Source organism: Duganella fentianensis (assembly GCF_964031615.1).
GTDB lineage: Bacteria > Pseudomonadota > Gammaproteobacteria > Burkholderiales > Burkholderiaceae_D > Rugamonas > Rugamonas fentianensis_A.
In genome coordinates, this window is the sequence record NZ_CAXIQN010000022.1 from 82,339 (window position 1) to 94,890 (window position 12,552).

Genomic DNA, 12,552 nt, shown 5'->3' on the forward strand with positions numbered 1-12,552 from the left:
TCCAGATCAAGCTTCGATAATTTCGAAGGAGTGGGTGATGTTGGCAGTTTTCGCAAGCATGATGGAAGCCGAGCAGTATTTCTCGTGCGACAGTTTGACGGCGCGCTCCACCGCTTCCGGTTTCAGGTCTTTGCCCGTGACGGTGAAGTGGAAGTGGATGTTGGTGAAGACCTTAGGCTCCGTCTCGGCCCGTTCGGCTTTCAGCGTGCACTCGCAGCCACGTACATCGGCGCGGCCTTTTTTCAGGATCAGCACCACGTCATAGGCCGAGCAGCCGCCCGTGCCGAGCAACACCATTTCCATCGGGCGAGGGGCCAGATTATGGCCGCCGCCCTCCGGTGCGCCATCCATGTTGACCAGATGGCCGGAACCCGTCTGTGCCAAAAAACTCATGCCCGAAGGGCCATTCCAGCTAACTTTGCATTCCATCGTGCTCTCCGCGTGTAAAGGTTGGCCGTATTGTAATGGACTGGCGCGGGGCTGGCAGGCGAGCGCCACTGCAGCATGGCGAATCGGGCGGGAAAGCGCATCCAGCCTTGACTCGGGACGGATTTGGCGTTTATACTTGTCGGCTTTCCATTCGCTCAGGAAAGTAAATAAGAAGGCCGAGTCCGCTGAAGCTGTGGCGGAACCACCATTTGAGCGTGTTTTACTTATTAGGAAGTCAACATGAAAACTTTTTCCGCCAAGGGCCATGAAGTCCAGCGCGATTGGTTCGTGATTGACGCGACGGACAAAGTCCTCGGACGTGTTGCCAGCGAAGTGGCACTCCGACTGCGCGGCAAACACAAGCCAGAATTTACTCCTCACGTCGACACCGGTGACTACATCGTCATCGTGAACGCAGGCAAACTGCGCGTGACCGGCACCAAAGCAACCGAGAAGACCTACTACCGTCACTCGGGCTACCCAGGTGGCATCTACGAGACCAACTTCCTGAAAATGCAACAGCGTTTCCCAGGTCGTGCTCTGGAGAAGGCCGTTAAGGGCATGCTGCCAAAAGGCCCACTGGGCTACGCAATGATCAAGAAGCTGAAAGTGTACGCTGAGGGTACTCACCCACACGCTGCTCAGCAACCTAAAGCACTCGAAATCTAAGGAACTGACATGATCGGTAACTACAATTACGGCACCGGCCGTCGCAAGAGTGCAGTAGCTCGTGTGTTCATCAAAGTTGGCACTGGCCAAATCATCGTCAACGGCAAACCAGCTGCTGAATACTTCTCCCGTGAAACCGGCCTGATGGTAATCCGTCAACCGCTGGAACTGACCGGCAACGTTGAACGTTTCGACATCAAAGTCAACGTACACGGCGGCGGTGAGTCGGGTCAAGCAGGTGCAGTTCGTCACGGTATCACCCGCGCTCTGATCGACTACGATTCGGGCCTGAAAGGTGACCTGGCACGCGCTGGCTTCGTAACCCGCGATGCACGTGAAGTTGAACGTAAAAAAGTTGGTCTGCGCAAAGCACGTCGCGCAAAACAATTCTCGAAGCGTTAATCGCCTTTGGTCGACACGGTCTCTGTACCGTGTCTTCCCTGCGGCAGCCGCCACACCCTTGGGTCTGGCGGCTGTTGTGTTTTCGAGGGTTGTTAAAGCTTCAATTAGCTGTCATAATTGAAAGTTTCCACATTCGAAAATACGCCCATGAAACGCTTCTTGTCTGCTGTTCTGCTGGCCGCCGCCGTTGTGGCTGCACCCGCCCAGGCCCAATCGTCGGCATCTGCCGGGATCGACGGCTATGCCCACTGGTCGCAAATTGCCTTCAATTCGACCGACTACAACAACTACCCGACCTTCAGTTTCACTTCGCTCCAGAGCGACACGACGGTGCGTTACTTCGCCAATCTGAGCGCGGTGCCGGTAGAACTGAAGGGCAGCAGCGCGGATTCCCTGAGCACCTACTTGCCGGTTGGTAATAACGGTGCGCTTGCACGGTCGTCCAGTGTAACGAACTCGGCCGAATCGTGGGCGGACCAGGGGCTGGTCTACAGCAGCGCCAGCACCAAGATCACTTTTATTGCCAGCAATGGTTACACCGAATTCTCCATCCCCCTGATTGCCAGTGTCATGACGATGAATGGCGGCTGGGGGCACGCCAATGTCTCGGTTACGGGTGCGGTGTTTGTGGGCAGCCAGTTCATTCCGCTGTCCTACAACCTGGAAACCAGCACGGGCAGCCTGCACGAGACCATGCGCGGCGCGTTTGGCACGGCGCCGGGCGCGACAGCCTACGGCTATCTGAACATCGTTTCGCAATCCTGGGCCAACGCCCCGACGCCAGTGCCGGAGCCTGCTACCTACGGCATGCTGCTGGCGGGTCTGGGCCTGCTGGGCCTGGTGCGCCGCGCACGTCGCTAAACTGATGTGAGGTGCGGCGCGTGACGCCGCTACCTGATAAAATGGCGGGTCATGCGCGCATGACGCGCCATTTTTCTTTTGTAAGGGACAAACAACATGATCAAAGTGGGCATAGTTGGCGGCACCGGTTATACCGGCGTGGAATTGCTGCGACTGCTGGCCGTTCATCCTGATGTAGAGCTGACGGCGATTACGTCGCGCAAGGAAGATGGTCTGCCCGTGGCCGACATGTTCCCGTCGCTGCGCGGCCGCGTGAATCTGGCGTTCTCCTCGCCCGACAAAGCTGATCTGCGTCAGTGCGACGTAGTGTTCTTTGCCACCCCGCACGGTGTGGCCATGGCGCAGGCGCCGGAACTGCTGGCAGCAGGCGTGAAAGTGATCGATCTGGCGGCCGACTTCCGCATCAAGGATCGCGCCGTGTTCGAGCAGTGGTACAAGATCGAGCATACCTGCCCGGAGCTGCTGGAAGAAGCTGCTTACGGTCTGGCCGAACTGAACCGCGACGCCATTAGCAAAGCCCGTCTGGTGGCCAATCCGGGCTGCTACCCGACCACCATGCAGCTGGGCTACTACCCGTTGCTGAAAGCGGGCGTGATCGACGCCGCTGGCCTGATTGCCGACTGCAAATCGGGCGTGTCCGGTGCTGGCCGCAAAGCGGAAATCGGCACGCTGTTCTCGGAATCCAGCGACAACTTCAAAGCCTATGGCGTGGCCGGTCACCGCCATACGCCGGAAACCGTGGCGCAACTGCAGAAATTCACCAGCGCGCCGGTAGAACTGGTGTTCACTCCGCATCTGGTGCCTATGATCCGCGGCATGCACTCGACCCTGTACGGCCGTCTGACGCGCGACATCAGCAATGAAGAACTGCAGGCCCTGTTCGAAGAGCAATACAAGGATTCGGCATTCGTCGACGTGATGCCGTTCGGTTCGCATCCAGAAACCCGCTCCACTCGCGGCTCCAACATGCTGCGTCTGGCGCTGCACCGTCCGGGCAATGGCCGCACCGTGATCGTGCTGGTGGTGCAGGACAATCTGGTGAAAGGCGCTTCCGGTCAAGCCGTGCAGTGTATGAACCTGATGTTTGGTCTGGCGGAAAATACGGGCCTGACCCAGATCGCGCTGTTGCCATAATAAAAGGTTGCGCAATCGGCCGCGCTTTGCTTGTAAAACTGCTGCCCTTGCGTCACCCCTCCACGCGCTACGGCGCGGCATGGAAAACCCTGCTAGCACTAGGGGATAACGGGCGTCAGCCCTGTTCTGCCCCGTGGCGCAGGCAGGCGGAAAATGATGCTTCCAAATGCATGATTTCCGCCAAAGGTCTATAATGGATCAAATTGTTCTACCTAGGAGTCTGAAATGAACGCTGTCGCCGACGCACAAGATGTAATGCCAGCACCGATTATCTTCACCGATAGCGCGGCTGAGAAAGTCGCACAACTGATCGAGGAAGAAGGCAATCCGGATTTGAAACTGCGCGTATTCGTACAGGGTGGCGGCTGTTCCGGCTTCCAGTACGGTTTCACCTTTGATGAAATCGTCAACGAAGACGACACAACCATGGTGAAAAACGGCGTTCAGTTGCTGATCGACTCGATGAGCTACCAGTATCTGGTGGGTGCCGAGATCGACTACAAGGACGATCTGGAAGGTGCACAATTCGTGATCAAGAATCCGACCGCGAGCTCGACTTGCGGCTGCGGTTCCTCGTTCTCGGTCTAAGGACCCAGCGCCGGCTCTCGCCGGCAACAAAAAACGGCGGGCAACTCCGGTTGCGCCGCCGTTTTTTTATTCCGCAATTCGGGGTCAGGTCGGGCAAAGTGTCGGTGTCAGGTCGGGCAAAGTGACAAGCTCTACAAAACGACTGTTGAGTTTGTTCCTTTGCCCGACCTGACACTTGCACTTTGCCCGACCTGACCCCGCTGTTTAGGCGGGGTAGAGGGCGCCGAGGATGCGGCTGCCGCTGGCGCCTGTAACGGCGGGCAGGTTGCCGGCCAGTCGGGCGGTGAAGCGCTGGCCCAGCCAGGCGAATGCGAGCGCTTCGACGTGGTTGGGGGCGATGCCCAGCGCCGCCGTCGATTGCACGCTGGTGTGCGGGCCCAGTGCGGCCGCCAGTTGCTGCATCAGCAGGGCGTTGTAGGCGCCGCCGCCGCACACATACACGGCGCTGGCGCGGGCGCCAGCGGCGTCGCTGCGGATGGCTTGTGCCAGTGTCTGCGCTGTCAGCGCGGCCAGTGTGTGCTGGATGTCGGCCGGACTGGCACTGGCAGCGGCTGGGCAGGCCGCCAGATGCTGCTCCAGCCATGCCATGTGGAATAGGTCGCGCCCCGTGCTTTTCGGTGCGGGCAGGGCGAAATATGGTTCGCTCAGCAAGTTGGCTAGCAGGGCCGGTACCAGCTGGCCGCTAGCTCCCCATGCGCCATCTGCATCATATTCGCGCCCCAGATGGCGCTGGATCCAGCCGTCTAGCAGGGCATTGCCGGGGCCGGTGTCGAAGCCGCGTACGTCTGCGCCCGACAGGATGCTGATGTTGGCGATGCCGCCGATGTTGGCGACCACGCGGGTTTGCTCGGGATGGCTGAACAGGGCGTGGTGGAAGGCCGGCACCAGTGGTGCGCCTTGCCCCCCAGCCGCCACGTCGCGGCTGCGGAAGTCGGCAATCACGTCGATGCCGCACAGTTCGGCCAGCAGGGCCGGGTTGTTGCTCTGGCGCGTAAAGCCCAGTTCGGGGCGGTGGCGGATGGTCTGGCCGTGTACGGCCACGGCGCGGATCTCGTTGCGGGCGTGTCCCGTCTGCGCCAGCAATTGGGCGATGCAGTCGGCGTAGACGCGCGCCAGTGCGTTGGCGGCGAGGGCTTCCCGTTCGATTTCATTGTCGCCGGCCGCCTGTAGTGCCATCAGCTGGCTGCGCAGGGCGGGCGGGAAGGCGAGAAAGGCGGCGCCTAGTGTGGCGATGCCGTCAGCGTCGATACGCGCTAGCGCGGCGTCGACGCCATCCATGCTGGTGCCCGACATCAGGCCGATGAACAGACCCATGTCGTGCGGGGCTTACTTGGCAGCGACGCGGGTACCGCGCGAGCCGCCCGGTTGCAGCAGGGCGAAGCGGTGCGCCATGTCGGAAGCGTAGGCTTTGAAGCGGCTCATTTCGGCGGCCGTCAGCGGGGCCTGCTGCTGCACGTTCATGGTGTTGGGGTCGCGCGCATCGCCGCCGACGCGGAATTCGTAGTGCAGGTGGGCGCCGGTCGACCAGCCGGTGGTGCCGACATAGCCGATCACGTCACCCTGGCTGACTTTGCTGCCTTTCTTGATGCCGCTGGCGAAACGGCTCATGTGTGCGTAGGCGGTGGTGTAGTTGGCCCAGTGTTTGATGATGATGAAATTGCCATAGCCGTTCTGGGTGCCGGCGAAATCGATTACGCCATCACCGGCGGCGCGGATTGGTGTGCCAGTGGCTGCCGGGAAGTCGATGCCTTTGTGGGCTTTCCACTGACCGGAAATCGGGTGCACGCGCATGGCGAAGCCGGACGAGATACGGGAGAATTCGACGGGCGATTTGAGGAAAGCTTTTTTCAGCGATTTGCCGTCGAAGCTGTAGTAGCCGCCACCCTGTTTGCTTTGCGGATCTTCGAACCAGACGGACTGGTAAGTATTGCCTTTGTTGGTGAATTCGCCTGCCAGTACACGGCCGGCGCGCACGAACTCGCCGTCCTGCCAGAAGGTTTCATACACCACGTTGAAATGGTCGCCCTTTTTCAGGTCGCCGCGGAAGTCGATGCTGGTCGAGAACATCTCGACGATCTGTTTGACGATGCTGTCCGGCAGCTTGGCGCCGTCTTCGCTGGAGTCGGTCGCCGCGTACAGCGTGGAATTAATGGTACGGGCATGCATTTCCACCCGGCGTTCCAGTTTGGCCGCTTCTTCCTGTGCGACGAAACCTGTGCCTTTGCGGGTGATGCGGATATTCTTGACGGGGATGTCCTTGCCATCCACCACCACGGCGCGCAGCCATTGCAGGTTGCCGTCTTCGTCGGTCTGAGCCTGCACGCGCTTGCCGGCCTTGAGCTGCATCACGCCTTTGGCGACGCTGTCTTTCTTGATGAAGGTTTCGGCTGCTTCGTCATCCACGCCCAGACGGGTGAGCAGGGTGGCCAGCGTGTCGCCGGCGCGGATTTTCTCTTCGTGGACGAATTGTTCGGTAGCGGATTTCTGTTCGATGGCGGCGATCTGGGCGCCCAGATCAGGCGCAACAACGTCTTCCTGAACCGACTTCACGGGCAGATCCGATGCATCAGGCGCCAGTGGGGCAACGCCGGCAGCACCAAAAGCACATACTGCAAGAAACAATGCAGACGCGCTGATAATGCGCGCTTTGCGCGTCGAACCTAGCAGACTGAACAAGCGTGAGCTTGTGATTTTATGTATTTGGTTCATGCAATCAGTTAAAATTTGCCGCTTGAACTATTCGATAGGGTTTTATTTCTTCTTCTTGTGGTCTAAGTTCGTTTTCATACGGCAATATTGATCGATCGAGGATTATATCAAATTCTATCCGCTACTTACCCATTTCTGAAAAATACCGCCCTAAAATTATGACTACTAATATATCGACATCGCCGGCCGCGACTGAAGCCCTGCCCCTGACAGATGGTGTACTGGAGGCGCTTGCCATCACGAAACGGGGTGTTGATGAGTTGCTCATTGAAAGCGAGTTCGCCCAGAAGCTGGCCCGCTCGGAAAAGTCCGGTGTGCCGCTGCGCATCAAACTGGGACTTGATCCAACCGCTCCTGACCTGCACCTGGGCCACACGGTGGTGCTCAACAAAATGCGTCAATTGCAGGATCTGGGCCATCAGGTGATTTTCCTCATCGGTGACTTCACTTCCATGATCGGTGACCCGTCCGGCCGCAATATGACCCGTCCGCCGCTGACGCGCGAGCAGGTCGAGCAGAACGCCATGACGTATTTCAAGCAGGCCTCGCTGGTGCTCGATCCGGCCAAGACGGAAATCCGCTACAACTCCGAATGGTGCGATCCGCTCGGCGCGCGTGGCCTGATCAAGCTGGCCTCGCACTACACGGTGGCGCGCATGATGGAACGTGATGATTTCAGCAAGCGTTTCAAGGGTGGGACACCGATTGCCGTCCATGAGTTCCTGTATCCGCTGATGCAGGGCTACGATTCGGTGGCGCTGAAGGCCGACCTCGAACTCGGTGGTACCGACCAGAAATTCAATCTGCTGGTGGGCCGCGAGTTGCAGAAAGATTATGGTCAGGAACCGCAGTGCATCCTGACCATGCCGCTGCTGGAAGGGCTGGACGGTGTGGAGAAGATGTCCAAGTCGAAGAATAACTACATCGGCATCACGGAAGCGCCGAATACCATGTTCGCCAAGATCATGAGTATTTCCGACACCATGATGTGGAAATATTACGAGCTGCTGTCGTTCCGCTCGCTGGCCGATCTGGCCGCGCTGAAAGCCACGGTGGACGGCGGCGCCAATCCGCGCGATGCCAAGGTGGCACTGGCGCAGGAAATTGTCGCGCGCTTCCACTCGCAGGCTGCGGCCGAAGAAGCGCTGAACGATTTCGTCAATCGCTCCAAGGGCGGGATTCCTGACGATATCGCGGAACTCACCGTGCCCGGTGCGCCGGCCGGCATCCAGCAGTTGCTGAAGGCGGCCGGTCTGTGCGCCTCCGTATCGGAAGCGGGCCGCATGATCGAGCAGGGCGGTGTGCGTATCGATGGCACCGTCATCAGCGACAAGACCTTGAAAGTGGAAGCGGGCACCATGGTGCTGCAAGTGGGCAAGCGCAAGTTTGCCCGCGTGACGCTGACGGCATGATAGGCCTGCTGCAACGGGTCAGCAGCGCCAGTGTGGTGGTCGATGGTGCCACTATCGGCGCCATCGAGGCCGGACTGATGGTGCTGGTGTGCGCCGAGCGCCACGATAGCGAGCAGGAGGCCGATGCGCTACTGAACAAGCTGCTGGCCTATCGCGTGTTCGCCGACGAGGCGGGCAAGATGAACCGCAGCGTGACGGATACCGGCGGTGCGCTGCTGCTGGTGCCCCAGTTCACGCTGGCGGCCGACACCAATTCCGGCACGCGGCCATCGTTCACGCCGGCCGCCGCGCCGGCCGATGGCAAGCGGCTGTTCGATTATTTTCTGGCGCAGGCACGACTGCGTCATCCCAAGGTCGAGTGCGGCCAGTTCGGCGCCGACATGAAAGTTTCGCTGACCAATGACGGCCCCGTCACGTTCTGGCTGCAGACCCGTCCCAAGATTGCATGAGTAACAATACAATGAGCAGTACTAGCAGGACCACTCGCGCCGATGCCAGCACCATCTTGCTGATCCGTCATGGCGAAACGCCATGGAATGCCGTACGCCGCTTGCAGGGCCATACTGATATCCCTCTCAATCAAGAAGGCGAGCGGCAGGCCGCTGCGCTGGCGCGCGCGCTGCTGGAGCAGGGTGTGGACGTGCTGGTGGCCAGCGATCTGCAGCGCGCCATGCAGACGGCGCAAGCGCTGGCCGATCTGCAGGCAGGGCTGGCGCTGCAGACCGATGCGCGGCTGCGCGAGCGGTGCTACGGTGTGTTCGAGGGCATGCTGTATAGCGAAATTGCGCAGCAATATCCGGACGACTATGCGCGCTGGCAGGCGCGCGAGGTGGATGCCGTGATGCCGGACGGCGCACGGCCAGCGGAAAGTTTCCGCCAGTTCTATCAGCGCTGTCTGGGCGGCATCGCCGACTGGGCCCAGCGTCATCCGGGCCAGACCATCGCCATCGTCGCGCATGGCGGGGTGCTCGAATGTGCCTACCGCGCCGCACGCGGCATGAGCCTCGACAGCCCGCGCGATTTTCAAGTCAAGAACGCCAGCATCAACTGCTTTGTGTGGGATGGTGCGCAGTTGCAGCTTGAGCACTGGGGTGATGTGGCGCATCTGGCACCCACCGCGCTGGACGACATCATCTAGGCGCAGCAACTGGCGGTTGCGTCAGGCTGGCGAGCGCAAGTATCAAAAATAGTGCTTATTATTTGAGCAGCTGATAGGTTAAAATAGAGGGTTCCTTCCCTCGCTACAGATATTTCCAGTGCAAATCGGTCCTTATGTCCTGCGCAACAACGTTTTCGTCGCTCCCATGGCGGGTGTGACGGATCGTCCGTTCCGTCAGCTGTGCAAACAGCTGGGCGCTGGCTATGCCGTGTCGGAAATGGCGGCTTCCAATCCGCGTCTGTGGGCGACGGAAAAGAGTTCGCGCCGCACTGATCACACGGGCGAGATGGAACCGAAAGCCGTGCAGATTGCCGGTGCCGATCCGCAGGATCTGGCCGATTGCGCCCGCTTCAACGTCGAGCGCGGTGCCCAGATCATCGATATCAATATGGGCTGCCCGGTGAAAAAAGTCTGCAATGCGTGGTGCGGTTCGGCCCTGCTGCAGCATGAAGAACTGGTGCAGACCATCCTGAAGACGGTGGTGGCGGCAGTCGATGTGCCCGTCACGCTGAAATTCCGTACGGGCTGGGACCGTGCCAACAAGAATGCGCTGACCATCGCCAAGATGGCCGAAGACGCCGGTATCGCCATGCTGACCTTGCATGGCCGCACGCGCGCCGACGGTTACAAGGGCGAGGCCGAATATGACACCATTGCGGCGGTCAAGCGCTCGGTTTCTATTCCCGTGGTGGCCAATGGCGATATCACCACGCCGGAAAAAGCCCGCTACGTACTCGATTACACGGGTGCCGATGCGGTCATGGTAGGGCGCGCCGCGCAGGGCCGCCCGTGGATCTTCCGCGAGATCGACCACTATCTGCGCACGGGCACGCATCTGCCGCCGCCGCTGGTGGCCGAGGTGGCCCATCTGATGGACGAGCATCTGCGCGCCCATTACGCCTTCTATGGCGAATATCTGGGCGTACGCACGGCACGCAAGCATATCGGCTGGTATGTGCGCGAACTGCCCGGCGGCGAGCCGTTCCGACAGCGCATGAACCTGCTGGAATCAACCGAAGAACAGTTGCAGGCCGTGGCCGAATTCTTCGAATCGCAGGCACAGTACGGCGAGCGGTTACAATACTGCCCTTCGCCAGCGCCGGAAGCCGAGCGAGAGGCGGCCTGAACTGGTCGCCGGCAATAAAAAAGACGTCAAAAAGTCGCATAAGAACGGTGAACACAGTGGCCATAAGCCCTTGGTGATTCATCCGCATTTACAGTACATACAGCAAAGCATACAAAATGAGCAAAGAAAGTATCCAGGAAGTAGTTCAGAAGAGCCTTGAAGAGTACTTCAACGATCTGGGCGAGCAGCAGGCTTCGAATATTTACGACATGGTCGTGCTGACGGTAGAAAAGCCGATCCTGGAAGTGGTGATGCACCGCGCCGATGGTAACCAGTCGCATGCTGCGCAGATGCTGGGCATTAACCGTAATACCCTGCGCAAGAAATTACAGGAACACGGTCTGCTGTAAACCGCGCTCTTTCCGGCATCAGTGGCTGGGGACGGCCGCTGTGGCCGGCCGTCAGATATTTAACCACCAGTCCAGTTCACGCTGGACGCCACTAGCCTGAAAAGCCATGATTAAACAAGCTCTCATCTCCGTATCCGACAAAACCGGCGTGCTCGATTTCGCGCGCGCCCTGTCCGCCATGGGTGTCAACATCCTGTCGACCGGCGGCACGGCCAAACTGCTGGCCGACAACGGCGTTGCCGTGACCGAAGTAGCCGATTACACCGGCTTCCCGGAGATGCTCGATGGCCGCGTCAAGACCCTGCACCCGATGGTGCACGGCGGTATTCTGGCGCGCCGCGATTTCCCAGAGCACATGGCCAAACTGGCTGAGCACAAGATTCCGACCATCGATATGGTGGTGGTCAATCTGTATCCGTTCCAGGCCACCGTGGCCAAGGATGACTGCACGCTGGAAGACGCCATCGAGAACATCGATATTGGCGGTCCGGCCATGCTGCGTTCGTCGGCGAAAAACCACAAGGACGTGGTGGTGATCTGCGATCCAACCGACTACAGCAAGGTGCTTGACGAGATCAAGGCCAATGATGGCGTGGTCAGCTACGACACCCGCTTCGGTCTGGCCACCAAGGTGTATTCGCACACGGCGCAATATGACGGTGCGATCGCCAACTACCTGACTAGTCTGGATGCCAGCCGCAGCCATGCAGCCCGCGGTACCTATCCGCAATCGCTGAATGTGGCGTTCGAAAAAGTGCAGGACATGCGCTACGGCGAAAACCCGCACCAGTCGGCGGCGTTCTACCGCGACGTGACGGCTACCGCCGGCGCACTGGCCAACTACCGCCAGCTGCAGGGCAAGGAACTGTCGTTCAACAACATCGCTGATGCTGATGCCGCATGGGAATGCGTGAAGAGCATGGGCGGCTTCGACCAGAGCGCTGCCTGCGTGATCGTCAAGCACGCCAATCCTTGCGGCGTGGCACTGGGTGCCAACGCAGTCGATGCGTACAAGCGCGCGCTGCAGACCGACCCGACTTCGGCTTTCGGCGGCATCATCGCCTTCAACGTGGAAGTGGATGGCGCTGCCGCGACCGAACTGGCCAAGCTGTTCGTCGAAGTGCTGATCGCGCCGTCGTTCACGGCTGAAGCCAAACAGATTCTGTCGGCCAAGCAGAACGTGCGTCTGCTGGAAATCCCTCTGGGCACGGGTGTGAACGGTATGGACTTCAAGCGCGTGGGTGGCGGTCTGCTGGTGCAGTCGGCTGACGCGAAAAACGTGCTGATCTCCGACCTGAAAGTCGTCACCAAGCTGCAGCCTACCCAGCAGCAACTGCAGGATCTGATGTTCGCCTGGCGCGTGGCCAAGTACGTCAAATCGAATGCCATCGTGTTCTGCGGTAATAACATGACGCTGGGCGTGGGCGCTGGCCAGATGAGCCGTATCGATTCGGCCCGTATCGCCTCCATCAAGGCGCAGAACGCCGGTCTGAGCCTCGAGAATTCGGTGGTGGCGTCGGACGCCTTCTTCCCGTTCCGCGACGGTCTCGATGTGGTGGTCGATGCGGGCGCACGCTGCGTGATCCAGCCGGGCGGTTCGATGCGCGATCAGGAAGTGATCGATGCCGCCGACGAGCGCGGCGTGGTGATGCTGTACACGGGCACCCGTCACTTCCGTCATTAATCCGCGAGCTTTGATTCGCTAGCTTTGCG

The 12,552-nt window shown here is 59.8% G+C and carries 14 protein-coding genes; 11 read left to right on the forward strand and 3 right to left on the reverse strand.

Going from position 1 to position 12,552, the window contains the following annotated elements; all coding sequences use genetic code 11:
• Positions 1 to 6 precede the first annotated feature (6 nt).
• Positions 7 to 429, reverse strand: a complete 423-nt coding sequence (locus ABNT42_RS17465) for an OsmC family protein (protein WP_348699087.1) — start codon at positions 427 to 429, stop codon at positions 7 to 9.
• A gap of 240 nt (positions 430 to 669) precedes the next feature.
• Here ABNT42_RS17465 and rplM point away from each other — a divergent pair, with 240 nt between their 5' ends.
• From rplM to erpA, 5 genes are all read left to right on the forward strand, one after another.
• On the forward strand, positions 670 to 1,098 hold the full coding sequence (rplM, locus tag ABNT42_RS17470; protein WP_155434244.1) for a 50S ribosomal protein L13: 429 nt from the start codon (positions 670 to 672) through the stop codon (positions 1,096 to 1,098).
• 9 nt (positions 1,099 to 1,107) lie between these two features.
• Positions 1,108 to 1,500, forward strand: coding sequence for a 30S ribosomal protein S9 (gene rpsI, locus ABNT42_RS17475; RefSeq protein ID WP_154382826.1), 393 nt, complete (start codon positions 1,108 to 1,110; stop codon positions 1,498 to 1,500).
• A gap of 147 nt (positions 1,501 to 1,647) precedes the next feature.
• Positions 1,648 to 2,361: a PEP-CTERM sorting domain-containing protein gene (locus ABNT42_RS17480; RefSeq protein WP_348699088.1), complete on the forward strand. Its 714-nt coding sequence runs from the start codon at positions 1,648 to 1,650 to the stop codon at positions 2,359 to 2,361.
• A gap of 96 nt (positions 2,362 to 2,457) precedes the next feature.
• Positions 2,458 to 3,495 carry an N-acetyl-gamma-glutamyl-phosphate reductase gene (gene argC / locus ABNT42_RS17485; protein ID WP_348699090.1) on the forward strand — a complete coding sequence of 346 codons (1,038 nt, stop codon included), beginning with the start codon at positions 2,458 to 2,460 and terminating at the stop codon, positions 3,493 to 3,495.
• Between the two features lie 225 nt (positions 3,496 to 3,720).
• Positions 3,721 to 4,083 (forward strand): iron-sulfur cluster insertion protein ErpA, encoded by a 363-nt coding sequence (erpA, locus tag ABNT42_RS17490; protein ID WP_155434246.1) that lies wholly within the window; start codon positions 3,721 to 3,723, stop codon positions 4,081 to 4,083.
• A gap of 204 nt (positions 4,084 to 4,287) precedes the next feature.
• Here erpA and ABNT42_RS17495 read toward each other — a convergent pair whose 3' ends face one another.
• Both ABNT42_RS17495 and ABNT42_RS17500 read right to left on the reverse strand, forming a co-directional pair.
• On the reverse strand, positions 4,288 to 5,397 hold the full coding sequence (locus ABNT42_RS17495; protein ID WP_348699093.1) for an anhydro-N-acetylmuramic acid kinase: 1,110 nt from the start codon (positions 5,395 to 5,397) through the stop codon (positions 4,288 to 4,290).
• A 12-nt stretch (positions 5,398 to 5,409) separates the two neighbouring features.
• Positions 5,410 to 6,792 (reverse strand): peptidoglycan DD-metalloendopeptidase family protein, encoded by a 1,383-nt coding sequence (locus ABNT42_RS17500; protein WP_348699095.1) that lies wholly within the window; start codon positions 6,790 to 6,792, stop codon positions 5,410 to 5,412.
• 158 nt (positions 6,793 to 6,950) lie between these two features.
• Here ABNT42_RS17500 and tyrS point away from each other — a divergent pair, with 158 nt between their 5' ends.
• The 6 genes from tyrS (at position 6,951) to purH (ending at position 12,523) form a co-directional block, all read left to right on the forward strand.
• A complete protein-coding gene (tyrS, locus tag ABNT42_RS17505) occupies positions 6,951 to 8,204 on the forward strand; it encodes a tyrosine--tRNA ligase (protein ID WP_348699097.1) in 1,254 nt (417 codons plus the stop codon).
• Positions 8,201 to 8,653: a D-aminoacyl-tRNA deacylase gene (dtd, locus tag ABNT42_RS17510; protein WP_348699099.1), complete on the forward strand. Its 453-nt coding sequence runs from the start codon at positions 8,201 to 8,203 to the stop codon at positions 8,651 to 8,653. Before tyrS ends, dtd begins: the two co-directional genes overlap by 4 nt.
• Positions 8,654 to 8,664: 11 nt before the next feature.
• Positions 8,665 to 9,342, forward strand: coding sequence for a histidine phosphatase family protein (locus ABNT42_RS17515; protein WP_348699101.1), 678 nt, complete (start codon positions 8,665 to 8,667; stop codon positions 9,340 to 9,342).
• Positions 9,343 to 9,460: 118 nt separating this feature from the next.
• Positions 9,461 to 10,489, forward strand: coding sequence for a tRNA dihydrouridine synthase DusB (gene dusB, locus ABNT42_RS17520; RefSeq protein WP_348699103.1), 1,029 nt, complete (start codon positions 9,461 to 9,463; stop codon positions 10,487 to 10,489).
• Between the two features lie 116 nt (positions 10,490 to 10,605).
• Positions 10,606 to 10,839 carry a helix-turn-helix domain-containing protein gene (locus tag ABNT42_RS17525; RefSeq protein ID WP_155434252.1) on the forward strand — a complete coding sequence of 78 codons (234 nt, stop codon included), beginning with the start codon at positions 10,606 to 10,608 and terminating at the stop codon, positions 10,837 to 10,839.
• Positions 10,840 to 10,945: 106 nt separating this feature from the next.
• On the forward strand, positions 10,946 to 12,523 hold the full coding sequence (gene purH, locus ABNT42_RS17530; protein WP_348699105.1) for a bifunctional phosphoribosylaminoimidazolecarboxamide formyltransferase/IMP cyclohydrolase: 1,578 nt from the start codon (positions 10,946 to 10,948) through the stop codon (positions 12,521 to 12,523).
• The last annotated feature ends 29 nt before the right edge of the window (positions 12,524 to 12,552 follow it).

Excerpts from the sequence above, each read along its gene's own strand:
- ABNT42_RS17465 (WP_348699087.1), bottom strand. The coding sequence starts at position 429 with ATGGAATGCAAAGTTAGCTGGAATGGCCCTTCGGGCATGAGTTTTTTG.
- rplM (WP_155434244.1), top strand. The coding sequence starts at position 670 with ATGAAAACTTTTTCCGCCAAGGGCCATGAAGTCCAGCGCGATTGGTTC.
- rpsI (WP_154382826.1), top strand. The coding sequence starts at position 1,108 with ATGATCGGTAACTACAATTACGGCACCGGCCGTCGCAAGAGTGCAGTA.
- ABNT42_RS17480 (WP_348699088.1), top strand. The coding sequence starts at position 1,648 with ATGAAACGCTTCTTGTCTGCTGTTCTGCTGGCCGCCGCCGTTGTGGCT.
- argC (WP_348699090.1), top strand. The coding sequence starts at position 2,458 with ATGATCAAAGTGGGCATAGTTGGCGGCACCGGTTATACCGGCGTGGAA.
- erpA (WP_155434246.1), top strand. The coding sequence starts at position 3,721 with ATGAACGCTGTCGCCGACGCACAAGATGTAATGCCAGCACCGATTATC.
- ABNT42_RS17495 (WP_348699093.1), bottom strand. The coding sequence starts at position 5,397 with ATGGGTCTGTTCATCGGCCTGATGTCGGGCACCAGCATGGATGGCGTC.
- ABNT42_RS17500 (WP_348699095.1), bottom strand. The coding sequence starts at position 6,792 with ATGAACCAAATACATAAAATCACAAGCTCACGCTTGTTCAGTCTGCTA.
- tyrS (WP_348699097.1), top strand. The coding sequence starts at position 6,951 with ATGACTACTAATATATCGACATCGCCGGCCGCGACTGAAGCCCTGCCC.
- dtd (WP_348699099.1), top strand. The coding sequence starts at position 8,201 with ATGATAGGCCTGCTGCAACGGGTCAGCAGCGCCAGTGTGGTGGTCGAT.
- ABNT42_RS17515 (WP_348699101.1), top strand. The coding sequence starts at position 8,665 with ATGAGCAGTACTAGCAGGACCACTCGCGCCGATGCCAGCACCATCTTG.
- ABNT42_RS17525 (WP_155434252.1), top strand. The coding sequence starts at position 10,606 with ATGAGCAAAGAAAGTATCCAGGAAGTAGTTCAGAAGAGCCTTGAAGAG.
- purH (WP_348699105.1), top strand. The coding sequence starts at position 10,946 with ATGATTAAACAAGCTCTCATCTCCGTATCCGACAAAACCGGCGTGCTC.